This is a genomic window from Pseudonocardia xinjiangensis (assembly GCF_050948425.1).
In the GTDB taxonomy this organism is placed as follows: domain Bacteria; phylum Actinomycetota; class Actinomycetes; order Mycobacteriales; family Pseudonocardiaceae; genus Pseudonocardia; species Pseudonocardia xinjiangensis.
The window spans coordinates 4,760,303-4,786,315 of sequence record NZ_CP192009.1 but is presented as its reverse complement, the minus strand read 5'-3'; the positions used below and the strand labels follow the sequence as shown (position 1 = coordinate 4,786,315).

Genomic DNA, 26,013 nt, shown 5'->3' with positions numbered 1-26,013 from the left:
CTCCGGGCTCGGGACACACTCGAGACCAGGGACCGAGGAGGAACACCATGGACGCTCAGTACTCCGGCCGGACGGTGGTCGTCGGGACCGACGGCTCGGACAGCGCGCTCGATGCAGTGCGCTGGGCGGCGGCCGAGGCCGTGCGTCGGGGTGTGCCGTTGCGGGTGGTGACGGCCTTCGACTGGAACCAGGAGCATCCCCTCGGGCAGGTCGGGCTCGGCTCGGACTATCGGGAGATCATGCTGAAGGCGGCGCGGCGCCAGCTGGCGGAAGCGGTCGCCGTGGCCGGGGAGACGGCGGGGGCCGACGAGGTGGAGCAGCAGCTCGTCGTCGGGTTCCCGATCCCGGTGCTGGCGGCGGAGTCCCGGCGGGCCCAGCTGGTCGTCCTCGGCGACCGGGGGTACGGGGGAGTGAGCGGCCTGCTGGTGGGCTCGGTCTCCGTGGCGATGGTCTCGCGGGCGGAGTGCCCGGTGGTACTGGTGCGCCGCGAGGAGGACGACTCCGTCGAGGACCGTGAGCGTCCGGTGGTGGTGGGTGTCGACGGCTCGGAGCTCAGCGAGGCTGCGGTGGCCTTCGCGTTCGACGCGGCGAGCCGGCGGGGCGTGCCGCTGGTGGCCGTGCATGCCTGGTGGGACCAGGTCCTGGACCGGGTCGTGCCGCTTCTCGACTGGGACCTGATCGAGGCCGAGGAGCGGGAGGTGCTGGCCGAGCGGCTGGCCGGCTGGGGTGCGAAGTACCCCGACGTCGCGGTGGAGCGGCTGGTCACGCCCGACCGTCCGGCGCGCGCTCTGGTGGAGGAGTCCCGGCGCGCGCAGCTGGTGGTGGTGGGGTCCCGCGGCCGGGGTGCGGCGGCCGGGCTGCTGCTCGGCTCGGTCAGCCACGCCGTGCTGCACCGGGCGCACTGCTCGGTCGCGGTCGTCCGCCCTCCCGCTGAGAAGAAGGCGTGACCCCGGATCAGGCGGCGCGGGGTGCGCACCCGCCGGGCGAGGACCCCGGCGATCAGGAACGCGGCGAACGACGTGCATCGTGATGACAGTGTCACGTGGGGAAGCCGGACCGACCCGCTGCCTCCACCCGGTACCGCCCGGGTGTGGTGCCGAACTCCCTCTCGAAGGCGTGCGAGAGCGCGTACGGACTGCCGTAGCCGACCCGATCAGCGATGCTGGCCAGGGTGTTCGGGGTGTCCCGGAGGAGGCCGGCGGCGAGGATCAGGCGCCACCACGTCAGGTAGGCCATCGGCGGACGGCCGACCAACGCGGTGAACCGGCGCGACAGCGTGGCGCGCGAGGCGCCCGCGGCAGCAGCCAGGCGATCGATCGTCCACGGGGCCGCCGGGTCCGAGTGGACGGCCCGCAGCGCGGCGGCCGTGACCGGGTCAGCCAGTGCGCCGGGCCAGGATCCACTGGTGGCCTCGGCCATCCAGGAACGGATCATGTAGACGAGCAGGAGGTCGAGCAGGTTCGGGAGCGCGACGCACGAGCCGGGACGCACCTGGTCCAGCTCGCCGGACAGCAGGTCGATCGCCGCGCGGAGTTCGAGGTGACCGCCCACCCGGTTGGGTAGGTGGAGGACCTCGGGCAGCTCCGCCATGAGCGGGTGCAGGCGGCTGCAGTCGAGCCGGTACTTGCCGCAGAGCAGCTCCGTCTCGTCGCGCGGCCCGGTCTCCGCGAACCACCGCTCGAACGGCACGGCCTTTTCCGCCGCCACCGACGCGTCGATCGGGGAGTCGGCAATCACATGGCCGGTGCCGTGCGGGAGCAGCAGCGCGTCACCGACCCCGAGGGGCACCAGGGTGCCGCCGTCGGTCCGCAGCCAGCAGCTGCCCTTCAGGACGACGTAGAAGCCCGCGCCGGCGTACGGGTCCAGCCGCGCACACCAGCTCCCGCCCGTGCGCACGCGCTGGGACGACGGGTGCCCGAGGTGCACGGCCGAGATTGCGTCGCTGACCACATCCACGCGGTCACGATATCCGTGTGGATGGGCCGTGAGCGGATCACGTATCTTCCTGAGCAGATCACGCATCGAGATGCTCGCTCGAGGAACCTAGCGTCGAACGCATGCAGAGTGATCCAGAAATCCTGGTGCTGGGTGACGTCGAGGTCATCCGGATCGTCGAGTGGCACCAGCCGTTCCTGCCGGCATCCGACATGTTCCCGGGAGCACCTGCCCGGACGTGGGAGAAGAACGTGGGCCGGCTGGCACCGGACCACTGGGATCCCGACACCGGCCGGACGGTCATCGCGTTGCAGTCCTGGGTGCTGCGCAGCACCGGGCGAACCGTCCTGGTCGACACCGGGGCGGGCGACGGGCGCGAGCGGCCGGGCATGGCGCCGTACTTCCACCACCGCCAGGACGATCTCCTCGGTCGGCTGAGGGGTTCCGGTGTCCGCCCGGAGGACATCGACGTCGTCGTCAACACCCATCTCCACGTCGACCACGTCGGATGGAACACCTTCGGCGCCGACGGCACCTGGGCACCGACGTTCCCGAACGCCCAGTACCTCATCCCGGCAGCAGACGACTTCCACTTCGGCCCGCAGAACTCGTACGGAGGGGGCACGCAGGAGGTCGAGCGCCTGATCTACGAGGACAGTGTCGCGCCGGTCCACCAGGCCGGGCTGGTCGAGCTGTGGGACGGCGAGCACCGCATCGACGAGAACCTGACTCTGGAGTCGGCGCCGGGCCACACTCCCGGTTCCTCCGTCCTGCGGCTGGCGTCCGGCAGCGACCGGGCGGTCTTCGTCGGCGACCTGCTGCACAGCCCCCTGCAGATCCTCGACCCCTGCTGCAACAGCAACGCCTGCCTGGCACCGGAGCAGGCGGTGGCGAGCCGCCGCCGGGTCCTGCAGCGGGCGGTCGACGAACGGGAGCTGGTGGTCCCCGCGCACTTCGGTGGGGCCGGCGCCCTGGAGATCCGGCAGGAGAACGGCCGGTTCGTGCTCGGGCCGTGGGCTGCGTTCAGCCCCGTCCGTCCGTGAGTGACGCGCTGGTTCACAGCCGCGCGTCCGACCGGCACTCGGCCGGAGCACCACGGGCCCTCGGCCCGGCACTCGCCTTCGCGGGCGTCGTCGTCGCCGTGATGCAGACCCTGCCTGTCCCGGTGATCAAGGAGCTGCCGCAGCTGCTGGACACCGAGGCGAGCAACGCGACGTGGGTCGTCACCGCGACCCTGCTCTCCGGCGCCGTCGCCACACCGATCCTCGGTCGCCTCGGCGACCTCTACGGCAAGCGCTGCATGCTGGTCCTCGGCCTCGCGGTGATGGTCGTCGGCGCGCTGGTCAGCGCCCTCACCAGCGACCTGCCCACGATGGTCCCCGGCCGGGCCCTCCAGGGCGTCGCGATGGGCGCGGTGCCTCTCGGCATCGGCCTGATCCGGGACACACTGCCCCGTGAGCAGGCCGGCTCGGCGATGGCGCTGGTGAGCTCCTCGATGGGAATCGGCGGCAGCCTCGGTCTGCCCGCCGCCGCCCTGGTCGCCCAGCACGCCGACTGGCACGTCCTGTTCTACGGCTCCGCAGGCCTCGGCGTCCTCTGCGTCGCCCTCATTGTCCTCGTCGTCCCCGAGTCGCCGGCCCGCGCGCAGGGCAGCTTCGACATGCTCGGCGCGATCGGGCTGTCCACCGGTCTCGTCCTCGTCCTGCTGCCGATCGCCAAGGGCGGCGACTGGGGTTGGACCTCCGGTCCCGTCCTCGGGACGTTCGCCGCGGGGGCGGTCGTGTTGGTCCTGTGGGGCGTGCTGGAGTTGCGCCTGGGCGCACCGCTGGTGGACCTGCGCACCTCGGCCCGCCCCGCGGTGCTCCTCACCAACCTCGCCTCGATCATGGTCGGCGCGTCGTTCCTGGTCGTCACGCTGGTCCTTCCCCAGCTGCTCCAGCTGCCGGAGGCCACGGGCCACGGACTCGGCCGGTCGATGGTGGTCGCGGGCCTGCTCGTGGCACCGCTCGGCGTGACGATGCTGCTCACGACCCCCGTCCACGCCCGGCTGTCCGCGGCGTACGGATCCAAGGTCACCTTGATCCTCGGCATGGCGATCATCGCGATCGGCTACGTCGCCGGCCTCGGCCTGATGAGCGCGCCGTGGCAGAGCCTGGTCATCGTGCTGATCCTGGGCCCTGGCATCGGCCTCGCCTACTCCTCACCGCCTGCCCTGATCGTCGGTGCGGTCCGGGCATCGGAGACGGGCGCGGCCAACGGCCTCAACGCCCTGATGCGTTCGGTCGGCGCCACGATCGCCAGCGCCGCCGTCGGCACGGTCCTCGCCGGCACTGCGAACGACGTGAACGGGGTCGCGGTCCCGAGCATCGACGGCTTCCGCCTGTCGTTCCTGATCGCGGCCGGGGCGATGGTGGTCGGGCTGTTCATCGCGTTCTTCCTGCCCACAGCCCGGCCGGGCCGGCAGTGAGCCCCGGTCGCGGCTTCGTGGCTTCGACCTGGTCGTCCCCGCCGGGCACCGCCACCGGCGAGCGGTGGACGCCGAACCTCAGGTCCGTAGGGCGCGCAGGATCCGGGCGAGCGATGCCGGTCGGCGTCGTCGAGCTTGGCGAAGAACTCCTCGGCCTCGGCGTCCCGCGCGGCGCGGATCCCGGCGGCCACCTCGGCGCCGCTCGCGGTCACGGCGACGAGGGTGGCGCGCCGGTCGCAACACCACCAACGGCCCTGCCGTGCCCCTCCCCGTACGGGCACGGTGGGGCCATGCGCGCATGGGTCGTGGAGACTCCCGGGCCGGTCGAGAGCGGCCCGCTGCGGTCGGTGGAGCTGCCGGTGCCGGAGCCCGGCCCGGGGGAGGTCCGGGTCCGGGTGCTGGCGTGCGGGGTGTGTCGAACGGACCTGCATCTGGCCGAGGGAGACCTGCTCCCGCGCCGGCCGCGCACTGTGCCCGGCCACGAGGTGGTCGGTCTCGTCGAGGCGCGTGGCGCGGGAGCCGACCGCTTCGCTGTGGGTGAGCGGATCGGGATCGCCTGGCTGCGCGGCACCTGCGGGCGTTGCCGGTGGTGTCGCACCGGGCGGGAGAACCTGTGCCTCGCGGCGCGGTTCACCGGCTGGGACGCCGACGGCGGTTACGCCGAGCACGCCGTGGTGCCCGAGGCGTTCGCCTACCGGCTGCCCGCGGCGCTCGGCGACGCGCAGGCGGCTCCGCTGCTGTGCGCGGGGATCGTCGGCTACCGGGCTCTGCGACGGGCGGAGCTGCCGCCGGGAGGCCGGCTCGGGATCTACGGCTTCGGGGCGTCTGCGCACGTCGTCGCCCAGGTCGCGATCGCGCAGGGCGCCACGGTCCACGTGCTGACCCGCTCGGCGCAGGCGCGCGAGCTCGCCATCGAGCTCGGGGCCGCCTCGGCCGGGCCCGCGGAGGCGGAGCCGCCCGAGGCCCTGGACTCCGCTGTGCTCTTCGCCCCGGCCGGCGATCTCGTCCCGGTGGCGATGCGGGCTCTGGACCAGGGCGGCACCCTCGCGGTGGCGGGCATCCATCTCACCGACGTGCCGCGGATGGTCTACGCCGACGAGCTGTTCCGGGAGAAGCAGCTGCGCAGCGTCACGGCCAACACCCGGGCCGACGGCGAGGAGTTCCTCCGGCTCGCTGCCACGTTGCGGGTGCGGCCCGCGGTCACGCCGCACCCCCTCGCCGAGGCCGACCGGGTGCTCGCCGACCTCGCCGCGGACCGCGTCACCGGCGCGGCCGTCCTCGTCCCGTGACCCCGGATCAGGCGGAGCGGGTGCGCACCCGCCGGGCGAGGACCGCGGCACCGGCGGCGAGCAGCAGCATCACGGCGCCGAACCAGACCATGGAGGTCCGGGCGTCCACGAACCTGCTGGCGATGCCCAGCGCGAGCGTCGGCAGGATCAGCCCGACGTAGGAGACGAAGAACAGCGTGGCCAGCGCTTCTCCACGGACCGCCGGGGCGGCCATCGCGGCGACGGTGCCGACCGCGGACTTGAACAGGACGCCTGCGCCGGCACCGGCGACGGCACTGCCGATCAGGAACGCGGCGAACGAGGTGATCTCCATGCCCGTGACCAGCGCGATCATGCCGATCGCCACGCCGGCCAGACCCAGGGCGTTGCGTGTGCCGAGCGGCATCGACGTGGTGGTCGACTGGGCCAGCGCGGCTGCGCCGAAGACGACGAACGCCACCGCGCCCGCGAGCAGGCGCCCCGGCTGGTGCAGCGTGCCCGCGACGAAGCCGGGATCCAGCGAGGTGGCGAGTCCGAAGATCGTGAAGGAGAGGAAGGCGCCGGCGGCGGCCGCGACGAAACCGGCGCGGTCGCCGTGGTCGGCGGTGACCCGCTGCGGGTGGTAGCGGGGCCGCTCAGCCGGGCGCTGCACCGTCTCCGGGCTGAGCGAGACCGCCACGATGCTCAGCAGGAGCAGCACGGTGAAGACCGCGAACGGGGTGCGCAGCGGCGCGGCGACGAACTGTGCGAGGTAGCCGGAGACGAGAGGGCCGACGCCGAGGCCGCCGATGTTGGCCGCAGTGGACACCAGCTCGAATCGCCCCTGACCGCTGTCAGGACGCCCGGCCGCATGAAGTTCGTTGAGGAACGCGGTGGCGGTGGCGGTGACCATGCCGACGCCGAGCCCGCACAGCAGCCGTGCCACCAGCAGGGCGGGGAGCGCGTGCCAGATGAGGAAGATCAGCGCCGACACCGTCAGCACGGCCAGCGCCGCGATCAGGACACGCTTGCGGCCGAGCCAGTCGGAGACGTGGCCGGCCAGCAGCAGGCTGGTCACCACACCGATGGCGTATGCGCCGAACACGATGGTGACCGTGAGCGTCGAGAAGCCGTCCTGCTGCTGGTAGATCGCGTACAGCGGGGTCGGAACGGTGGAGAACGCCATGGCGGTCAGGAAGCTGAACGCGACCAGCCAGAAGCCGACATCGTGCCGTCGGGACGCGGGCGCGGCTGTCCGCGCCTGCTGGGGAATGGAGACCGACATCGTTCCTTCTTCGGATCATCGTGACGGCGGGTGGAACGACTCCAGGTTCCGTTCCGAGACCGATCGTGTCCAATGAATCGTGGTGCTCGTAACCATCAGAAACTACGATCGTTGCCCGTGGAGCTGCGCCACCTGCAGTACTTCGTGACCGTGGCCGAGGAGCGGAACTTCACCCGGGCCGCGGCCAGGCTGCACGTCGTCCAGTCCGGGGTGTCGGCGGCGATCAAGGCTCTGGAACGTGAGCTCGGCGCCGAGCTGTTGCACCGCACCTCCAAGCGGGTCGCGCTGACCGACGCCGGAGCTGCACTGCTGCCGGGTGCCCGGGCGACCCTGGACGCGGCCCGCGACGCTCGTGACGCCCTCGACCAGGTCCGCGGCGGACTGCGCGGCACCCTGCGGGTCGGCACCATGTCCTCGCTCGGCACGCTGGACCTGCCGGGGTTGCTCGGCCGCTACCACCGCCGCCACCCCGAGGTCGTCCTGCAGATCTCGGTAGCTCCGTCCGGTTCGCAGGGGTTGGTCGAGGCGCTGGCTGACGGACGCCTGGACCTGGCGTTCGTCTCCATGTCGGGCCGCGCTCCGGGCGGAGTCGACTGGTGTGAGCTCGCCTCGACGCCGCTCGACCTCGTCGTCCCGGCCGGCCATCGGCTCGCCGAGGAGGACGAGGTGCGCATCGAGATGTTCGCCGACGAGCCGTTCGTCGACTTCCCGATCGGCTACGGCAACCGCGGCGTCACCGACCGCGCCTTCGCGGCCGCGGGTCTGCACCGCCACGTCGCCATCGAGATCACCGACATCGTCGCCGCCGCCGACTTCGTCAGGGAGTGCATCGGCGTCGCCCTGCTGCCCCGAGTGGCGGTGCGGCCCGGCGACGACCTGCGGCAGGTCAGGGTGGTCGGTGCCGACCTGGACTGGCCGCTCTCGGTGGCGGCACCGACGGCGCGTGCGACCGGCGCAGCCGCGCGGGCCCTGCTCTCACTTCTGTCGGAGCAGTTCTCCGGCCGCATCCCCGTCGGATGGCCGGACGTGCCGCCGTCGAGTGGCGGACACTGAACCTCAGGTCCGTAGGGCGCGCAGGATCCGGGCGAGGGACTCCCGGTCGGCGTCGTCGAGCTTGGCGAAGAACTCCTCCGCCTCGGCGGCCCGCGCGGCGCGGATCCCGGTGGCCACCTCGGCGCCGCGCGCGGTCACGGCGACGAGGGTGGCGCGCCGGTCGCAGGGGTCGGCGTGCCGCTCGACCAGCCCGTCCTCCGCCAGCGCGTCCACCACCTCGGTGGCGGAGCGCGCGGCGATGCGCAGGTGTTCGGAGAGGGCGCCGAGGCGCATCGACCCGTGCCGGGTGAGGACGCCCAGCGCGCGGGCCTGGGACGGAGTGACGTTCCAGGGGGCGAGCGTGCGCTGGGTCTGGTGGCGTAGTTGGCGCGCGACCCCGCGGAACGTCTCGGCGAGCGTCTCCTCGGTCTCCTCGGGCGCCTCGCTCACCGGAATACCGTAGCAAGCGGTACCGTTGTTCCCTCATGTTGAGGTAACCTCAGCAAGTTCCAGCAGAGGGAGTACCGAACTTGGCGTCCGAAGTCTCGACCAACAAACTCCTACGATCAGGCCGCCGCACCGTCAGCAGTGCGGAGAAGGCGCAGGCCAAGGAGGTGTCCCTGCGCCGGATCGCGGGGCTGTTCATCCCGCACCGCTGGTCCATCGCCACGGTCACCGTCACCATCGTCGTGTCGTCCGTCGTCGCGTTGGCCTCGCCGTTCCTGCTGCGCGCCGTCATCGACGACGCCCTCCCGCACCAGAACCTGACCCTCCTGGTCTGGCTGGTCCTCGGCATGGTCGCCGTCGCCGCCGTGACCGCCGCGCTGGGCGTCGTGCAGACCTGGATCTCCACCAGCGTCGGCCAGAAGGTCATGCACGGGCTGCGCACCGACGTCTTCAGCCACCTGCAACGCCAGTCGATCGCCTTCTTCACCCGCACCCGCACGGGTGAGGTGCAGTCGCGGATCACCAACGACATCGGCGGCATGCAGAGCGTCGTCACCTCGACGGCCACCTCGCTCGCCTCGAACCTCACCACCGTCATCGGGACCCTGGTCGCCATGCTCGCCCTGAGCTGGCAGCTGACGCTGGTCTCGCTGGTGGTGCTGCCGCCGTCGATCTGGCTGACCCGGCGCGTGGCCCGGCTGCGGCGCGCCATCACCGCCGCCCAGCAGCGCGAGCTCGCCGACCTGAACGTCATCATCGACGAGGGGCTGTCGATCAGCGCGGTGCAGCTCACCAAGACGATGGGCACCGGTCCCGCGCTGGTGGAGCGGTTCACCAGCTCGTCGGAGCGGCTGGTCGACCTCGAACTGCGCTCCCAGCTCGCCGGGCGCTGGCGGATGGCCGCCACCACCGTCGTCTTCGCCGCGATCCCCGCCGTCATCTACCTCAGCGCCGGCCTGCCCTTCACCGCCGGGGCGATGACGATCGGCACGCTGGTCGCCTTCACCACGCTCCAGGCCGGGCTCTTCCGGCCGATCCTCGGCCTGCTGAACGTCGGCGTGTCGCTGGTCAGCTCGCTGGCGCTGTTCGCCCGCATCTTCGAGTACCTCGACCTGCTGGTGGAGGTCGACGACCCGGCCTCGCCCGTGGACATCGACCCTGCTCGGGTCGAGGGGCACGTCCGCGCCGAGGACGTCACCTTCACCTATCCCGGCAGCGACGTCGCCGCCGTCGCCGGGGTCTCGCTGGACGTCCCCGCCGGCTCCACGCTCGCGCTGGTGGGGGAGACCGGGTCGGGCAAGAGCACGCTGGCCTCCCTGGTCGCGCGCCTGCACGACCCCGACGCCGGCCGCATCACCATCGACGGCGTCGACCTGCGCGACATGCGCCTGGCCGACCTCGCGCGGATCGTCGGCGTGGTCAGCCAGGAGACCTACCTGCTGCACACCACCGTCCGGGAGAACCTGCGCTACGCCCGGCCCGACGCCACGGACGCCGAGATCGAGGCGGCGGCGCGGGCCGCGCAGATCCACGACCTGATCGCCGGCCTGCCCGAGGGCTACGACACCGTGGTCGGCTCCCGCGGCCACCGGTTCTCCGGCGGGGAGAAGCAGCGCATCGCCATCGCGCGCACCGTGCTGCGCAACCCGCGGGTGCTGGTACTCGACGAGGCGACCAGCGCGCTCGACACCGAGACCGAGCGGGCCGTGCAGCGCGCCCTCGACGAGCTCAGCCGCGGTCGGACGACGATCACCATCGCCCACCGGCTCTCCACGGTGCGCGACGCCGACCAGATCGTCGTGATCGACCACGGCCGCATCGTGGAGTCGGGCACCCACGACAGCCTGGTCGCCCGCCACGGCCGCTACGCCAGCCTGGCCGCCTGAGCCGACCACATCACTTCCGCGTGACCCTGGGCTCGGCGCAGTCCCGGCGCCGTGGCCGCCCGCGCAAGCTCCGCGAGTCGCCCGTTCCGGCCGCGCGAGTCGCCCGTTTCCCGTGCGCGAGTCGCCCGGTTTGCGCGGGCGAGTCCCCTGACCGGGGCCGCATGTGGCCGGGGCTCAGCGGGGGCGTTCACCGCCGGCCGGTTGCGAACGGGTGCCCGGACCTCCCCGGCCCCGCACGAGGGCGACCACCAGCGCCGCCGCCCAGGCCAGCAGCCACGTGACGAACCGGAACTCGGGCCGGACCGGGTGCAGCTCCCGGCTGTCCGGCCGGACGGTCGGTGCGTCCACATCGGCCGTGGGGGGCCGCGGCGGCGGGCCGGCCCCGCCGCCGCCGTCGTCGTCGGTGAGGTCGGCCCGGCTCACCCGGTTCCGGAACACGTAGAACGTCCAGCCCTGGTACACGAGGATGACGGGCAGCAGCACGCCGAGCACGACGGTCATCACCGCCAGCGCGTAGGGCGACGACGCGGTGGTCGCGATCGTGAGGTCGTTCGCCGCGTCGAGGCTGGAGACCATCACGCGGGGGTAGAGCTCGGAGAAGAGCGACACCACGATGCCCGCCGCCGTGGCGAGGGTGGCGGTGAACGCCGCCACCTCCCGTTCCGCGTGCACCAGCAGCGCAGCGGCGATCACGACGATCGCGGTGGCGAGCTCGATCACCGACAGCAGCGCGCCCCCCTGGTCGAAGCGGGTCAGGGCGACCCAGGCGATGACGAGGAGCGCCACGACGGGCCCGAGGACCTTCGCGATGCGAAGCGCACGCAGGCGCATGTCATCGGTGGTCCGCATCGCGAGGAACACGGCGCCGTGAAGCAGGCAGACCAGCGCGATCGTCACACCGGTCAGCACGGCGTAGGGCCGGAACAGGTCGCCGAACCCGCCGACGAACTCCTCCCGGGCGTCGATCGGGATCCCGCCGAGGAACCCGCCGAGCATGATCCCGAGGCCGAGCGGGGCGACCAGGCTCCCGACGGCCAGTGCCCACGACCAGAGGTTCCGGCTCCGCGCGGTCGCCGCGTGCGACCGGAACTCGAAGGACACCCCGCGCAGGATCAGCGCCACCAGCACGATGAGGATCAGCGGGTAGAAGGCCGAGAGCGCCGTCGCGTACCAGGCGGGGAACGCGGCGAAGGTCCCCGCGATGGCGACGATCAGCCAGACCTCGTTGCCGTCCCACACCGGGCCGATGGTCCGGATGGCGAGCGAGCGGCCCTCCTCGTCGCGGCCCACCAGCCGGTGCAGCATCCCGACCCCGAAGTCGAAGCCCTCCAGCAGCAGGAACCCCGTCCAGACCACGGTCAGGACGATGAACCAGACGATCGCGAGCGTCGTCATCAGGGCTCCCGCTCAGTAGCTCGGCGCGTGGGCCGGCTGCTCGACCTCGGCCGGGGGTGTCTCGGGCTCCAGCTCTCGACGGGCGTAGCGCGCCATCAGCAGCCAGTCGACGACGGCGAGCGCTCCGTAGAGCGCGATGAAGACCACCAGGCTGACGACGATCGTGGCCGTGCCCACCGAGGGTGAGACGCCGTCCCGCGTGAGCTGCAGCCCCTGCACGATCCAGGGCTGGCGGCCGTTCTCGGTGAGGACCCAGCCCGCGGTGTTGACCAGGAAGGGCAGCGGCAGGCTCCACAGCGCCGCCCGCAGGAACCACGGCGACGACCCCAGACGGTTCCACCGCCACAGGCCCCAGAGCGCCACCAGGACGATGAGGGTGGCGAGGTAGGCCATCACCCGCATCGCCCAGTACTGGATGAAGACGTTGGGCACGTAGTTCCCGGGTCCGTACTGCTGCTCGTACTGGGCCTGAAGATCGTTCATGCCCACCACCTGGCCGTCCCACGAGTTCGTGGCGAGCAGCGACAGCAGGTGGGGAACCGCGATGATCTTGTCCGGGGTCTGGTCGTTGTTGCCGCCGCCGATCTGGAACATCGAGAACGAGCACGGTTGGCAGGTCTCCCACTGCGCCTCGGCCGCGGCGATCTTCATCGGCTGGAACTCGCCCTCGGTGACCCCGAGCTCGCTGCCGACCAGCAGGTTGAGCACCGTAGCCGGCGCCAGCACCACGAGGGCGAGCCGCGCCGAGCTGCGGAAACCCTGGTCGTCGGGACGGCGGCGCAGGTGCCAGGCCGAGATGGCCAGCATGACGACCGCCGCGGTGACCAGCGACGCCAGCAGCACGTGCAGGTAGCTGCGCAGGAACACCGGGTTGGTCAGCACGGCCCCGATGTCGGTGAGCTGCGCGCGCCCGGTGTCGGGGTTGATCACGTACCCGACGGGGTTCTGCATCCACGAGTTCGCCGCCATGATGAACGCGGCCGAGAGGACGCCGCCCAGCGCGACCAGCCAGATCGTGGCGAGATGCACCCGCCGGGACAGCCGGTTCCAGCCGAAGATCCACAGTCCGAGGAACACCGACTCGAGGAAGAACGCCGCCAGGCCTTCCATGGCGAGCGGGGCGCCGAACACGTCGCCCACGAACCGCGAGTAGCCCGACCAGTTCATCCCGAACTGGAACTCCTGCACCAGCCCGGTGACCACGCCGACGGCCACGTTGATCACGAGCAGCACGCCGAAGAACCGGGTCAGGCGCAGGTGCTCCGGCCGGTCGGTCCGGTACCACTGCGTCTGCAGGAGCGCCACGAGCAGCGCCAGCCCGATCGTGAGCGGCACGAACAGGAAGTGGTAGATCGACGTGCTCGCGAACTGCAACCGGGCCAGGTCGACCGCGTCCACGTCAGTCGCCCGTCAGCGCCGGCCGGCCCCGGTCGAGCGCCTCGTCGAGGGTGATCGCGGCGTCGATCAGGGCGAGGTGGGTGAAGGCCTGCGGGAAGTTGCCGATCTGCTCGCCGGACAGGGCGATCTCCTCGGAGAAGAGCCCCACGTGGTTGGAGTAGGTGAGCATCTTCTCGAACGCGAGCCGGGCGTCGTCCAGTCTGCCGGCCCGCGCGAGCGCGTCGACGAACATGAACGAGCAGAGCGAGAACGTGCCTTCCGAGCCCTCCAGCCCGTCGGGGGACGCCTCGGGGTCGTAGCGGTAGACGAGGCTGTCGGTGACCAGCTCGTCCTCCATCGCCCGCAGCGTGGAGGCCCACATCGGGTCGTACGGGGAGACGAACCCGACGCTGGACATCCGCAGCAACGACGAGTCGAGCGTCTCGCTGCCGTAGTGCTGGACGAACGAGCCGGACTTCGGGCTCCAGCCCTTCTCCATGATCTGCTCGTAGATCGCGTCGCGCGCCTCGGTCCAGCGGATGAGCGGGGCCGGGCGTCCGTGCACGGACGCCATCCGGATTCCCCGGTCGAACGCCACCCAGCTCATCAGCCGCCCGTAGGTGAAGTCCTGACGCCCCCCGCGGGTCTCCCAGATGCCCTCCTCCGGCTGGTCCCAGTGGTCGGTGAGCCAGTTCAGCAGCTCGCGCACCGCCATCCAGCCGCGATGCCCGACCTCGAGCCCGCGCCGGTCGGCGAAGTAGATGCTGTCGAGGGCCTCCCCGTAGATGTCGAGCTGGAGCTGGTCGGACGCACCGTTGCCGATCCGGACCGGACGCGAGCCCCGGTAGCCCGACCAGTGCTCCAGGGACTCCTCCTTGAGGTCGGAGGACCCGTCGACGCGGTACATGATGTTGAGCGGCCCGCCCTCGCCGCCCACCCGCTCGTCGGCGCGGTCGCGTAGCCACTGGCTGAACTGCGCGGACTCCTCCTTGAACCCGAGCCGGAGCAGCGCGTAGACGGAGAAGGACGCGTCGCGCACCCAGGTGTAGCGGTAGTCCCAGTTGCGCTCGCCGCCGATCTGCTCGGGGAGCCCGGTCGTGGGTGCGGCCACCAGCCCCCCGGTCGGGGCGTAGGTCATGAGCTTGAGGGTGATCGCCGAGCGCTGCAGGGTCTCGCGCCAGCGCCCGGTGTAGGTGCAGCGGGAGAGCCAGGTGCGCCAGTACCGGACGGTGTCGTCGTGCATCTGCTGGAACTGGGCCACCCGGATCTCCCGGGGCGGGCCGACGGCGCCCGACTCCAGCACCACCCCCCGGACCTCACCGGCCTTCAGCGAGAGCTCGACGTGCATGTCGTTCTCGTCGACGCGGACGTGCGCCAGCCGCTCGTCGCCTGGCTCCCGCACGACGTGCAGCGTGAGCGTCATGGCGTCGGTGGTGAAGACGACCCCGTTCGGCGTCACGTCCGTGCGGTGGGCCCGGCGGCCGTAGTCGAAGCGTGGCGCGATGTCGATGTCGAACGTCATCTCGCCCCGGACGCAGCGGATCATCCGGACCAACTGGTGGTTCGCCGTGGGCACCGTGCCCGCCGGCGGCATGAAGTCGACCACCTCGCCCATCCCGGCAGCGGTGGTGAACCGGGTGATGAGAATGGCGGTGTCGGGGAAGTACAGCTGCCGCGAGTCGTAGTCGGCCTGTGGCCGGATCCGGAAATGCCCGCCCTTCTCGTCGTCGAGGAGGGCGCCGAACACGCTCGGCGAGTCGAACCGGGGACAGCAGAACCAGTCGACGGAGCCGTCCGTGCTGACCAGCGCGGCGGTCTGGAGATCGCCGATCAGGCCGTGGTCGGCGATCGCTGCCTCGGTCATGGCTGCCTCCTGCGGGTGGGCCTGGCAGCCCACCGTCGTCATGGCGAGGCGCTCGTGCATCACCCGATACGGAGGAGTGCCCCCGTCGCCCGGTCGTGCCGGCCCGGATTCCGTCGTCCGCACGCCGGTGAACCGGGGGCCGCGCGCACCGTCGGTGGTGTCCGGGTCACACAGGGAAGGTGATGCGCTGCCCCGGTGAGCCGCCGCACGGTGACCGCGACACGACAGCGCCACCCGAGGAGGCTCGGTGTCCGAGGACCGCCACTACGACGTCATCGTCATCGGGACGGGTGCGGGCGGCGGCACGTTCGCCCACCGGCTCGCCCCCTCGGGCAAGCGGGTCCTGATGCTCGAACGCGGTGGCTACCTGCCGCGGGAGCGGGCGAACTGGGACTCCACCGAGGTCTTCGTGAGAGCCCGGTACCGGGCTCCCGAGATGTGGCTCGACCGCAACGGCCACGAGTTCCCACCCGAGGTGAACTACTACGTCGGCGGCAACACGAAGTTCTACGGCGCGGCGCTGTTCCGGCTGCGCCCGCAGGACTTCGGCGAGCTGCGCCACTACTCCGGGATCTCACCGGCCTGGCCGATCGACTACGCCGACCTCGAGCCCTACTACACCGAGGCCGAACACCTCTACGAGGTGCACGGGCGCCACGGCGAGGACCCGACGGGCGGGCCGGCGAGCGCCGACTACCTCTTCCCTCCCGTCGCGCACGAGCCCCGGATCCAGCAGCTGTCCGACGACCTCGAGAAGCAGGGACTGCACCCGTTCCACCTCCCGATCGGGGTGCGGCTGACGCAGGATCCCCAGGGCGGTGCCGCCCACGGCAGCACGTGCATCCGCTGCGACCGCGTGGACGGGTTCCCGTGCCTGGTCAGGGGGAAGTCCGACGCCGAGGTCATCTGCGTCGATCCCGCGTTGCTCCACGCGGGTGTCGAGCTCCTCACCGGTGCCTACGTGACCCGGCTGGAGACGGACCCGAGCGGCCGCTCGGTCACGGCCGTGGTCACCGAGCTGGACGACGGGGAGAGCGTCCGCTTCAGCGCCGACGTCGTGGTGGTCGCGTGCGGTGCCGTGAACTCCGCAGCCCTGCTGCTGCGCTCGGCCACCGACCGGCATCCCGACGGGCTGGCCAACGGCTCGGGCGTGGTCGGGCGGCACTACATGCGGCACAACAACGTGGCGCTGATGGCGGTGTCGAAGGAGCCGAACCCGACCCGGTTCCAGAAGACCCTCGCCCTGCACGACTGGTACCTCGGCTCGGAGGACTTCGACCACCCGATGGGCGGCATCCAGATGCTCGGCAAGTCCGACGCCGAGCAGGTCCGGGCCAACGCCCCGCGCTGGGCGGGCCGGGTCGCCCCCGAGATGCCCTTCGACGAGCTCGCCCGCCACGCCGTCGACTTCTGGCTCTGCGGCGAGGACCTCCCCCTGCCCGAGAACCGGGTCACCCTCGACGGCGACGGGCGCATCAGGCTCGCAATCGACGAGAAGCACAACACGGAAGGGCTGAAACGGCTGCGCCACGAGCTGCAGGGACGGCTCGGCGACCTGGGGATGCACGAGAACCACCTGCTCGACCACAGCATCTACCTGCACAAGGGCATGCCGATCGGGGCCACGGCCCACCAGGCGGGCACCGTCCGGTTCGGCACCGACCCGGCCTCGTCCGCCCTCGACGTCCACTGCCGGGCGCACGAGGTCGACAACCTCTACGTGGTCGACACGAGCTTCTTCCCGAGCATCGGTGCGGTGAACCCGTCCCTGACGGCGATGGCGAACGCCCTGCGCGTCGGTGACCACGTGCTCGAACGTCTCGGCTGACCCGCAGCATCCACCCGACGGACAGGAGCAACGATGGCTACCGACCACGTGGGCGCGCTGGTCATCTTCGGGGCGACCGGTGACCTCGCCAAGCTGGAGACGTTCCCCGCGCTGGTGGGGCTGGTGGACAGGGGGGTGCTCACCGTCCCCGTCATCGGGGTGGCCCGCAGCGGATGGAACCTCGAGCGGTTCCGCGAGTACGCGGCGCAGTCCCTGCGCGACAACGGCATGGATCCGGAGTCGCCGTCGGCCAGGACGATGCTCGGCCTGCTCCGCTACGTCGACGGGGACCTGGACGACAGCGCCACCTACGACGCGATGTCGCGGGAGATGGGCGGCTGCGGGCAGGCCCTGTTCTACCTCGAGGTACCGCCGGTCCTGTTCGGGCGCATCGCCGAGGGCATCGCGGGGGCCGGGCGGGCCGACGGCGCCCGGGTGATGGTGGAGAAGCCGTTCGGCTCCGACCTGGCGAGCGCCATCGCCCTGGACAAGACGATGCACGACCACTTCCCCGAGGACGCGATCTACCGCGTCGACCACTGGCTGGGACTCGACCCCCTCAACGACGTGCTGGTGGCGCGGTTCGCCAACTCGATGATCGAGCCGCTGCTCAACCGTGACCACGTCGAGAGCATCCAGATCACGATGGCCGAGGCGTTCGACGTGGCCGACCGCGGGCGGTTCTACGACCGCACGGGCGCCATCCGCGACGTCGTGCAGAACCACATGCTGCAGGTGCTCGCCAGCGTCATCGCCGACCCGCCCGACGGGTCGGGCCCCGACTCGTGGCTCGACTCCAAGTCGCGGGTGATCTCGGCACTGCGCCCGCTGACGCCCGCGGACGCCGTCCGTGGCCAGTACGAGGGCTACCACGACGTGGAGGGCGTCGACCCGGCGTCGACGGTGGAGACCTACGTCGCGGTCCGGCTCACGCTCGACTCGTGGCGCTGGGCGGGGGTGCCGATCCTCATCCGCGCAGGCAAGACGATGCCCGTGACCGCGACGGAGGTCAGCATCCGGTTCCGGCCCGTGCCCTTCGACGTGTTCGGAGTCGGGCGGACTCGACTGAAGAACACGCTGAGGTTCCGGATCTGGCCCAACACGGAGATCGGGCTCGCCCTCGCGGGGAAGAAACCCGGCGCCGGGCGCGAGCCTCAGCTGCAGGATCTCGTGTTCGCCGAGGACAGCGCGTCGGACATGCGTCCCTACGACCGACTCATCGGAGCTGCCCTGAGCGGCAACCGCGTACTGTTCGCCCGCCAGGACACCGTGGAAGCAGCCTGGCGCGTCGTCGACCCCGTGCTGGGCGACATCGTCCCCGTGCACACTTACCAGCGCGGCACGTGGGGGCCGAAGGAGGCCGACGGCCTGCTGCCGAACGGCGACGACTGGCACGACCCGGCGGGGTGACCCACCGGGCAGGAAAGCGAGGACACCGTGGCAGATGATCTGGATCGGGGCACCGTCCACCGCGTCGTGATCGTCGGGGGCGGCTTCGGCGGGCTCTACGCCGCTCGTGCGCTGCGCCGCGAGGACATCGCCGTGACGATCGTCGACTCCGCACAGCACCACCTGTTCCAGCCGCTGCTCTACCAGGTCGCCACCGGGATCCTCTCCGAGGGCCAGATCGCCGCGCCCCTGCGGGAGGTCTTCAAGGGACGCGACGTCGAGTGCGTGCTGGCCGAGGTCGTCGACGTGGACCCGGCGGCCCGCCGCGTGTTCGCGCTGCGCCCCGGTGGCGAGCCCATGACGCTGCCCTACGACGACCTGATCGTCGCGGCCGGCGTGCAGCAGTCGTACTTCGGGCACGACGAGTTCGCGCAGTGGGCGCCCGGGATGAAGACCATCGCCGACGCGCTGGAGATCCGGCGGCGGGTGTTCGGTGCGTTCGAGCTCGCCGAGACCGCGTCGGACCCCGAGGAGCAGCGGCGCTGGCTCACCTTCGCCGTGGTCGGCGCCGGGCCCACCGGGGTGGAGCTGGCCGGACAGATCCGCGAGCTCGCCACCCGCACCCTGCGGTCGGAGTTCCGGCGCATCCGCCCGGAGGACGCCCGCGTCCTGCTGTTCGACGGTGGCAGCGCCCCGCTCGCGTCCTTCGGCAAGGCGTTGTCGGCCAAGGCCGCGGCGGCGCTGCAGGAGATGGGCGTGGAGCTGCACCTCGGCACCCACGTCACCTCCGTGGACGGCCTCGGCCTGGACGTCGAGGACAAGGCCGGGGCGACCACCCGGCACGACGCGGGCACCGTTCTCTGGGCCGCCGGGGTGGAGGCACCGCCACTGGCCGCGGCCATCGCGGCAGCCACCGGCGCCCAGCGCGACCGGGCCGGGCGCATCCAGGTGAACCCCGACCTCACGATCCCCGGCCACCCCGACATCTCCGTGATCGGGGACATGATGTCCCTCGGCGGGCTGCCCGGCGTGGCCGAGGTCGCGATGCAGGCGGGAACCCACGCCGGGCGCCGGATCCGGCACCGGATCGAGAACCCGGGGGCCCAGGAGGTCGGCCCGTTCCGCTACCACGACCTCGGCTCGGCCGCCTACCTGTCCCGCGGCAACGCGATCGTCTCGGCGGGCCCGGTGCACTTCGCGGGGCTTCCCGGCTGGCTGGCGTGGCTGTTCATCCACCTCGCCTTCCTCACCGGCTACCGCAACCGCTTCAGCGCGGTGATCACCTGGGCCAACGTCTTCATCCGGGACAACCGCCACCAGTGCACGTACACGACGCAGCAGATCGACGAGCTGCGCACCGTCTACGAGGCGCCGCCGGGCAAGGACCGGCCGGCCGTCGGGCCGTAACGACCGTGCCCCCCGTGCCTCCATGACCGCACCGACCAGGCGGCTGCTGCGGCACGCCCCGGCCGTCCGCCGGTTCGTCGGGGTAGGGGCGGCGATCGGGGTGGCCACCGCGCTCCTGGTGATCGCGCAGGCCGAGCTGCTCGCGACGACGGTCGCCAGCGGGTTCCTCGGTGGCGCCGGGCTCGCCGAGCTCGCGGCACCGCTCATGGCCCTGTCCGCCGTCGTGCTGGGCCGGGCCGCGCTGAGCTGGGGGGCGGAGGTCGCCGCCCAGCGGGCAGCGGCAGCGGCGGTCACGCAGGTGCGCGCCGCCGTGCTCGACCACGTGCTGCGGCTGGGCCCGCGCCACCCCGGACTCCCCGCCACGGGAGGGCTGGCGACCCTGGCGAGCCGTGGTGTCGACGGCCTCGACGGCTACGTCGGCCGCTACCTCCCCCAGCTGCTCGTCGGCGCCGTGGTGCCGCTCGTCGTCGCCGTCCGGATCCTCACGGCCGACTGGGTCTCGGCGCTGGTCGTGGGCGTCACCGTCCCGCTGATCCCGGTGTTCATGGTGCTCATCGGGCTGCACACGCGGGCAAGGACGGGCCGGCAGTGGCGAGCGCTGGCGGTGCTGGGCCACCACTTCGTCGACGTCGTCGCCGGGCTCGACGTGCTGACCGCGTACGGGCGCGCGCGCCGGCAGGGGCAGCAGATCGGGGCGATGTCCGAGCGGTACCGCGTGGAGACGATGCGGGGCCTGCGGGTGGCGTTCCTGTCGTCGCTCGTGCTGGAACTGCTGGCCACGCTGTCGGTGGCGCTGGTCGCGGTGTCGGTGGGGCTTCGCCTCGTCGGTGGGCAGCTCGACCTGGCGACCGGCCTGCTGGTGATCATCCTGGCGCCCGAGGTGTACCAGCCGTTGCGCGCCGTGGCCGCCCGGTTCCACGACAGCGCCGAGGGTGCGGTCGCGGCGGAGAGCATCCTCGCGGTGCTGGACACGCCCTGCGCGGAGCCGGCACCGGGGCGGGCGGAGCCCGCACCCGACCCCGCGGCCGGGGCGGTCCGGCTCGACGCGGTGGGGGTGGACGGGCGCTCCGGACCGGTGTTCGACGCGGTGTCGATCACGATCGCTCCCGGCGAGGTGCTCGGCCTCACCGGCCCCAGCGGTGCGGGCAAGTCCACGCTGCTCGACCTGCTGCTGGGCTGGCGGCGGCCGGACCGGGGTGCCGTGACGGTGGCCGGGACCGACCTCGCCGACGTGGACCGGGACGACTGGCTGCGCCGCGTCGCCTGGGTGCCGCAGCGCCCGGTGCTGGTCGACGGCACGGTGGGGGAGAACCTGCGGCTGGGCGCCCCCGACGCCAGCGACGCCCGGGTGGCCGCCGTCGCCGCGTCCGTCGCGCTGGGCCTGCCACTGGACACCGCGGTGCACGAGCGCGGGCAGGGGCTCTCCACCGGCCAGCAGCGGCGCGTCGCGCTCGCCAGGGCGCTGCTGGCCGACCGCCCACTGCTCCTGCTCGACGAGCCGACGGAGGGCATCGACGCCGAGTCCGAGGCCGCGCTGCTGGCCGCGCTGCCCGCGGCGCTCGCCGGCCGCACCACGGTGGTGGTGAGCCACCGGCGCGCGGTGCTCGGCCTGTGCGACCGGGTGGTCGCGCTGCCCGGAGCACCGGCTGCCCCGATCCCGGCTGCCCCGATCCCGGCAGGCACCGTCCCAGCAGGCACGGAGCCGGCACCCGCGCCCGGACCGGCGCCGGCCCGCCCGCCGGATCCGGAGCCCGCGGCCGCGGGGGTGCCCGACTCACGGGCTGCCGGTCTGCGGGGGCTGCTCGCCGTGGTCCGCCCGCACCGGGGCCGGCTCGCCGTCGCGGTGCTCGCGGGCAGCGGGGCGCTGGGGTCCGCGGTCGCGCTCGCGGCCACCTCGGCGTACCTGATCTCGGCCGCGGCACTGCAGCCGCCGGTGCTGACGCTCATCGTGGCGATCGTCGCGGTGCGGACGTTCGGGCTGGCCAAGGGCCTGCTCCGCTACGCCGAGCGGTTGGCGTCGCACGACGTCGCACTGCGGGTGCTCGCGGTGCTGCGGGTCCGGCTGTGGGATGCGCTCGTCCGGCTGGGACCGGCCGTGAGCGGGCGGCTGCGGTCGGGCGAGCTGCTGGCCCGGATGGTCGGCGACGTCGACGCCCAGCAGGACGTGCTGGTGCGGGCCCTGGTGCCGGCGGCGTCCGCCGCGGTGGTGGGAGCCGGCACCGTCACCCTGCTCGCCGTGCTGCTCCCGGAGGCGGGGGTCGTGCTCGCGGCGGGCCTGGTCCTTGCCGGCGTCGTCGCCCCGGCTCTCACCGTGTCGCTCGCCCGGCGGGCGGCCCGGCGCACCGCGGCGGCCCGGGGCGCGGTCGTCGGCGCGGTGGTCGAGCTGCTGGACGGGAGCCCCGACCTGCTCGCGTTCGGCGCCGCCGGCGACCGCCGCCGCACGCTGGCCACCCTCGACGGGCGGCTGCTCGCGCTGCACCGGCGGGCGGCCACGGCCACCGGCCTCGGCGTCGCGCTCACGGTGCTGGCCATCGGGGGTGCCACCGTGCTGTGCACGGCGCTCGGCGTGGCGGCGGTGCGGGCGGGCGTGCTCCCCGGCACGGCGCTGGCGGTGCTGGCGCTGACCCCGCTGGCCACCGCCGAGCTGGTCGCGGCGCTGCCGGACGCCGCGCAACGGCTCGCGACCGCGCTGCCGGCGGCACGTCGGCTCGCCGAGCTGGAGCGGGCACCCGCGGCCGTGTCCGAACCGGCCCGCCCACGTCCGGTGCCGCCGGGGCAGCGGCTGGACACCCGCGCGCTCTCCGTCCGGTGGCCGGGCTCCGACCGGGACGCGGTGGCCGGCCTGGACCTGCGCCTCCCCGCGGGCGAACGGCTCGTCCTCACCGGCCCGACGGGCAGCGGCAAGACCACGGTGCTGGCCGCGCTGCTGCGCACCCTCGAACCGTGGGCCGGCGCCGTGCACCTCGACGGGATCGACACCCGGGAGGTACTCGGGGACGACCTGCGCGCCCGGATCGCGTGGTGCGGCCCCGCCACGCACCTGTTCGACAGCACCCTGCGGCAGAACCTCCTGCTCGCCCGCCCGGAGGCAGGCGATGACGAGATCGTCCACGCGCTTCGCCGTGCGGGGCTCGGCGACTGGCTGGCCTGCCTGCCCGAGGGGATGGAGACCGCGGTCGGCAGGCACGGTGGTGCCGTCTCCGGCGGCGAGCGGCAACGCATCGGTCTCGCGCGGGCGCTGCTCGCCGACCGGCCGGTGCTGCTGCTGGACGAGCCGACGGCCCACCTCGACGCCGCGACCGCGGCGCACGTGTGCGCCGACCTGCTGCGGTCGACCACCGGACGTACGGCGCTCGTGGTCACCCACCGCCCCGAGGAGCTACCGGGGCTCCCGCGGGTGAGCCTCTCGGCCCCGGCGCCCCGCAGGGACGCACCTCCCGCGGTCAGCGAGCGGACGTGACCGGCCCGGGGCCTCGCCGCGCCGTGCTCGGATGTCAGCCGCGCTTCGATCGCGGGGAGTAGGACGAGCGCTCCGCGTCGCTCCAGGCGCCTGCCCCCGCCCCCACTGCCGCCTTCGCCTGCTGCCACTTCAGGTTCGCGAGCTCCTGGGGGGTCAGGTCGGCGCGGCGGTACCAGCGGCTGCTCGCGGTCAGCACCGCGACGCCACCCATCACGGCACCGGCCAGTCCGGCCAGGGCCGCGACGGCGAACGCCACCCCGGCGCCGATCACCAGCCTGCGGTCGAGGTCCTCGAGCGAAGGGTCGGTCCGACGGTCGGTCATCTCTTGCTCCCTGGCTCGGCACGGTCACGACGTGCGGCAGACCCGCCCCGCCGGCGGGAGCGTCGCAACATCTCCGGTAGGTCCACATCACCCGGTGGGGATGACCGGCACGGCTGACCGGGTGCCGGCGCCGCCCGGCGCCGGCACCGCATCCCACTTACGATCACGCCGGCCGGAGCGGTGCCGGCCGCTGACGACAGGGAGCCGGCGATGACGCAGGACGCGGCAGCGGACACGATCGACGACGGCTCCGGCAACCGGGTCGACCGGCGCAACCTGCGCACCGCGGCGTGGGGCGGGCTCATCGGGACCGCGCTGGAGCAGTACGACTTCGTCATCTACGGCACCGCCACCGCCCTCGTCTTCAACCGCATCTTCTTCCCCGACGCGGATCCGGCGGTCGGCGTCATCGCGGGGTTCGCCACCTACGCGGTCGGCTTCCTCGCCCGGCCACTGGGCGGACTGTTCTTCTCGCGCTACGGCGACCGGCTCGGCCGCAAGTTCGTGCTCGTCGCCACGCTGTTCCTGATGGGCATCTCGACGTTCCTCATCGGTGCTCTGCCGAGCTACGAGCAGGTCGGGGTGCTCGCGCCCGCGCTGCTGGTCCTGCTGCGGCTGCTCCAGGGGTTCGGAGCGGGGGCCGAGCAGGCGGGCGGTGTGGTGCTGCTCGCCGAGACCGCCCCCCGCGAGCGTCGCGGCCGGTACGCCTCGCTCGTGTTCGTTGGCGCCTCGGCGGGCACCGCGCTCGGTGCTGTGGTCTGGATCCTCGTGCAGCTGATGCCCGACGAGCAGCTACTCGCCTGGGGATGGCGGATCGTGTTCTTCTCGAGCGTGTTCGTGACCCTCGCCGCGTACGTCCTGCGCCGGAAGCTGCGCGACGCCCCCGTCTTCGAGCAGGCGAAACGGGAGCAGGAGCAGGAGCGCGACGTCCTCGACTCCCCGATCAGAAGCGTGTTCACCGTCGGGCGCCGCCCGTTCTTCCGCACCTTCGCACTGAACATCGGCGGCAACACGCAGTCGTACGTGTTCCAGGTCTTCATCGGCAGCTACCTGATCCAGACCGTCGGGGTGGACTCGCGGCTGGTGCCGCAGGCGCTGCTGGTGGGAGCGCTCTTCGGCTGCGTGTCGGCGTTCGTCACCGGCGTGCTCACCGACCGGTTCGGCCGCCGGCCGGTCATCATCGCGGTGGCCGCGTTCCTCGTGGTGTTCCCGGCGCCGGCGTTCCTGCTGCTGGACACCGGCAACCCCGCACTCGTCGTGCTCGTGATCGTGATCGGCTTCGTCTTCGCCGCGTACGGCACCGTGGGCTCGCAGGCTGCCGCCTTCGCCGAGCTCTCGGGCTCGCGCTACCGCTACGCGGGCGTCGCGCTCGGGCGCGAGTTCTCGGCGGTGCTCGGCGGCGGCATCGCGCCGCTGCTGTCGGGGGTGCTCGTGCAGCTGTTCGCGGGGTGGATCGGGGTCGTGGTCTACATGACGGCGATCATGCTGGTCACCCTCGTCACCGCGATCCGGATGCCGGAGACCCGCGGCCGCGACCTGCGGCTCGAAGCGGACGCCTGAGGGCCCACGGTCACGAGGTGCAGCGCTGCCCGGAGTTGAGGCAGTCCACCACCTTCGCCATGAGGGCGTCCGTCATGACGTTCACGTATCCGGCGTGGTCGCTGATGGGGCTGCGCAGCTCCTCGGGGAACGAGTCGACGGCGTACTGGGCGCCCGGCGGGATGGTGTAGGCCACCTCGATGTGCAGTTGCGGCACCGGGAACGTCCCGCCCTGACAGAGCCCGGACGGCCCGGGGTACAGCAGGTGGGAGTGGTGGTCGCGGCTGTCGAGGGTCTTGCCGTTCCAGCAGCTGGGGAAGTCGAAGATGCGCACCACCTGCTGGCCCGCCGGGCACAGCGGGTACTGCCGGGTGACGCGCGCCCGGTCCCCGGAACAGCTCCACTGCACGTGCTCCGTGTCGGCCCCGCCTGCGGTCAGCCCGTGCGGGTTGCCCTCGAGCACCCGCAGGAAGCGCGGCATCGGCACGACGTTGCTCACCGGGCTGCCGCGGAACTCCACGAGTACCGAGTCCGGGATCCGCACGCGCAGGTTGTCGCCGTTGGTGGCGGTTGCCGCCGAGCCGTCGGACACCAGCAGAACCGGCCAGAAGAACGTCGAGCGGTCGCCGTCGGCGCACGTCGTGGCCGCGGCCGCGAGGCTGTCGTCGGTGGAGAACGCGTTCGTGGAGACGTTGCCGACGTAGTCGTGGGCATGGTGAGCGCCCCCGGACTCGCCAGGGCTGGTGATCAGGTTGTCGGCGTTGCGGATGCCCTGCTGGTTGCGGCCGCAGTCCTCGCTGAACGTGCCGGCCGACCCCGTGCTCGCGGCCGCGGGTGGGGGTGGCGCGGGTGCCACGTCGGCGATCTGCACGAAGTCCGCGGCGACGGGCCCCTCGTGGTCGCCGTGGCCGCCGCCCCCGCCACCGCCACCGACGTCGCAGGAGACCAGGGCCGCCCAGAGGACCACGACGACCGCGACGACCACGTACCCGGTCCACTCGGAACGGACCGGCCTGCCCCCCGAACCGATCACCACGCCCCCTTCCCCTGTCTGCGGGCCCCGATGGTGCGGACCGCATGATCACTGGCTCCGAGGTTAGGCCTCTGCTGCGGGGGCCGTCGGCGCGGTCGTG

General features: G+C 72.7%; 19 protein-coding genes. 11 read left to right on the top strand and 8 right to left on the bottom strand.

The window, feature by feature from the left end:
- Nucleotides 1-47 precede the first annotated feature (47 nt).
- Nucleotides 48-947, top strand: a complete 900-nt coding sequence (locus ACQPZA_RS22525; RefSeq protein ID WP_433273465.1) for a universal stress protein — start codon at nucleotides 48-50, stop codon at nucleotides 945-947.
- A gap of 91 nt (nucleotides 948-1,038) precedes the next feature.
- On the opposite strand, the gene ACQPZA_RS22520 is transcribed toward ACQPZA_RS22525, so the two are convergent.
- On the bottom strand, nucleotides 1,039-1,956 hold the full coding sequence (locus ACQPZA_RS22520) for an AraC family transcriptional regulator (protein WP_169395655.1): 918 nt from the start codon (nucleotides 1,954-1,956) through the stop codon (nucleotides 1,039-1,041).
- A gap of 101 nt (nucleotides 1,957-2,057) precedes the next feature.
- Between ACQPZA_RS22520 and ACQPZA_RS22515 the strand changes: the two genes are divergently transcribed.
- From ACQPZA_RS22515 to ACQPZA_RS22505, 3 genes are all read left to right on the top strand, one after another.
- Nucleotides 2,058-2,978: an MBL fold metallo-hydrolase gene (locus ACQPZA_RS22515; protein WP_169395654.1), complete on the top strand. Its 921-nt coding sequence runs from the start codon at nucleotides 2,058-2,060 to the stop codon at nucleotides 2,976-2,978.
- Nucleotides 2,975-4,402: an MFS transporter gene (locus ACQPZA_RS22510; protein WP_433273462.1), complete on the top strand. Its 1,428-nt coding sequence runs from the start codon at nucleotides 2,975-2,977 to the stop codon at nucleotides 4,400-4,402. The genes ACQPZA_RS22515 and ACQPZA_RS22510 overlap by 4 nt, the downstream gene beginning before the upstream one ends.
- 290 nt (nucleotides 4,403-4,692) lie before the next feature.
- Complete coding sequence (locus ACQPZA_RS22505) at nucleotides 4,693-5,691, top strand: zinc-dependent alcohol dehydrogenase family protein (protein ID WP_433273460.1); 999 nt, start codon at nucleotides 4,693-4,695, stop codon at nucleotides 5,689-5,691.
- A gap of 7 nt (nucleotides 5,692-5,698) precedes the next feature.
- On the opposite strand, the gene ACQPZA_RS22500 is transcribed toward ACQPZA_RS22505, so the two are convergent.
- Complete coding sequence (locus tag ACQPZA_RS22500) at nucleotides 5,699-6,934, bottom strand: MFS transporter (RefSeq protein ID WP_433273458.1); 1,236 nt, start codon at nucleotides 6,932-6,934, stop codon at nucleotides 5,699-5,701.
- Nucleotides 6,935-7,051: 117 nt separating this feature from the next.
- Between ACQPZA_RS22500 and ACQPZA_RS22495 the strand changes: the two genes are divergently transcribed.
- Nucleotides 7,052-7,987, top strand: coding sequence for a LysR family transcriptional regulator (locus ACQPZA_RS22495; RefSeq protein WP_433273456.1), 936 nt, complete (start codon nucleotides 7,052-7,054; stop codon nucleotides 7,985-7,987).
- A gap of 3 nt (nucleotides 7,988-7,990) precedes the next feature.
- On the opposite strand, the gene ACQPZA_RS22490 is transcribed toward ACQPZA_RS22495, so the two are convergent.
- A complete protein-coding gene (locus ACQPZA_RS22490; RefSeq protein WP_433273454.1) occupies nucleotides 7,991-8,416 on the bottom strand; it encodes a MarR family winged helix-turn-helix transcriptional regulator in 426 nt (141 codons plus the stop codon).
- An 80-nt stretch (nucleotides 8,417-8,496) separates the two neighbouring features.
- On the opposite strand from ACQPZA_RS22490, the gene ACQPZA_RS22485 reads away from it, so the two are divergent.
- The gene (locus ACQPZA_RS22485) at nucleotides 8,497-10,299 is read left to right on the top strand and encodes an ABC transporter ATP-binding protein (RefSeq protein ID WP_433273452.1); all 1,803 of its coding nucleotides are present in this window, start codon (nucleotides 8,497-8,499) and stop codon (nucleotides 10,297-10,299) included.
- A 174-nt stretch (nucleotides 10,300-10,473) separates the two neighbouring features.
- Here ACQPZA_RS22485 and cydB read toward each other — a convergent pair whose 3' ends face one another.
- Genes cydB through ACQPZA_RS22470 form a run of 3 tightly spaced genes read right to left on the bottom strand, consistent with a single transcriptional unit; the run spans nucleotide 10,474 to nucleotide 14,935 of the window.
- The gene (cydB, locus tag ACQPZA_RS22480; RefSeq protein WP_433273450.1) at nucleotides 10,474-11,694 is read right to left on the bottom strand and encodes a cytochrome d ubiquinol oxidase subunit II; all 1,221 of its coding nucleotides are present in this window, start codon (nucleotides 11,692-11,694) and stop codon (nucleotides 10,474-10,476) included.
- A 12-nt stretch (nucleotides 11,695-11,706) separates the two neighbouring features.
- On the bottom strand, nucleotides 11,707-13,092 hold the full coding sequence (locus tag ACQPZA_RS22475) for a cytochrome ubiquinol oxidase subunit I (RefSeq protein WP_433273448.1): 1,386 nt from the start codon (nucleotides 13,090-13,092) through the stop codon (nucleotides 11,707-11,709).
- Between the two features lies 1 nt (nucleotide 13,093).
- Nucleotides 13,094-14,935: a glycoside hydrolase family 15 protein gene (locus tag ACQPZA_RS22470; RefSeq protein ID WP_433273446.1), complete on the bottom strand. Its 1,842-nt coding sequence runs from the start codon at nucleotides 14,933-14,935 to the stop codon at nucleotides 13,094-13,096.
- 247 nt (nucleotides 14,936-15,182) lie between these two features.
- Between ACQPZA_RS22470 and ACQPZA_RS22465 the strand changes: the two genes are divergently transcribed.
- Genes ACQPZA_RS22465 through cydD form a run of 4 tightly spaced genes read left to right on the top strand, consistent with a single transcriptional unit; the run spans nucleotide 15,183 to nucleotide 23,019 of the window.
- Nucleotides 15,183-16,763 (top strand): GMC oxidoreductase, encoded by a 1,581-nt coding sequence (locus tag ACQPZA_RS22465; RefSeq protein ID WP_433273444.1) that lies wholly within the window; start codon nucleotides 15,183-15,185, stop codon nucleotides 16,761-16,763.
- Between the two features lie 33 nt (nucleotides 16,764-16,796).
- The gene (gene zwf, locus ACQPZA_RS22460; RefSeq protein WP_433273442.1) at nucleotides 16,797-18,173 is read left to right on the top strand and encodes a glucose-6-phosphate dehydrogenase; all 1,377 of its coding nucleotides are present in this window, start codon (nucleotides 16,797-16,799) and stop codon (nucleotides 18,171-18,173) included.
- Between the two features lie 27 nt (nucleotides 18,174-18,200).
- Nucleotides 18,201-19,559 carry an NAD(P)/FAD-dependent oxidoreductase gene (locus ACQPZA_RS22455; RefSeq protein WP_433273440.1) on the top strand — a complete coding sequence of 453 codons (1,359 nt, stop codon included), beginning with the start codon at nucleotides 18,201-18,203 and terminating at the stop codon, nucleotides 19,557-19,559.
- A gap of 22 nt (nucleotides 19,560-19,581) precedes the next feature.
- Entirely contained in the window at nucleotides 19,582-23,019 is a 3,438-nt protein-coding gene (gene cydD / locus ACQPZA_RS22450; RefSeq protein ID WP_433273438.1) for a thiol reductant ABC exporter subunit CydD, read from the top strand.
- A 34-nt stretch (nucleotides 23,020-23,053) separates the two neighbouring features.
- Here cydD and ACQPZA_RS22445 read toward each other — a convergent pair whose 3' ends face one another.
- Nucleotides 23,054-23,341 (bottom strand): hypothetical protein, encoded by a 288-nt coding sequence (locus ACQPZA_RS22445; protein WP_169395642.1) that lies wholly within the window; start codon nucleotides 23,339-23,341, stop codon nucleotides 23,054-23,056.
- Nucleotides 23,342-23,551: 210 nt separating this feature from the next.
- On the opposite strand from ACQPZA_RS22445, the gene ACQPZA_RS22440 reads away from it, so the two are divergent.
- Nucleotides 23,552-24,901: an MFS transporter gene (locus tag ACQPZA_RS22440; protein ID WP_433273436.1), complete on the top strand. Its 1,350-nt coding sequence runs from the start codon at nucleotides 23,552-23,554 to the stop codon at nucleotides 24,899-24,901.
- 10 nt (nucleotides 24,902-24,911) lie between these two features.
- Here ACQPZA_RS22440 and ACQPZA_RS22435 read toward each other — a convergent pair whose 3' ends face one another.
- Nucleotides 24,912-25,916, bottom strand: a complete 1,005-nt coding sequence (locus ACQPZA_RS22435) for a DUF1996 domain-containing protein (RefSeq protein ID WP_433273434.1) — start codon at nucleotides 25,914-25,916, stop codon at nucleotides 24,912-24,914.
- Between the last annotated feature and the right edge of the window lie 97 nt (nucleotides 25,917-26,013).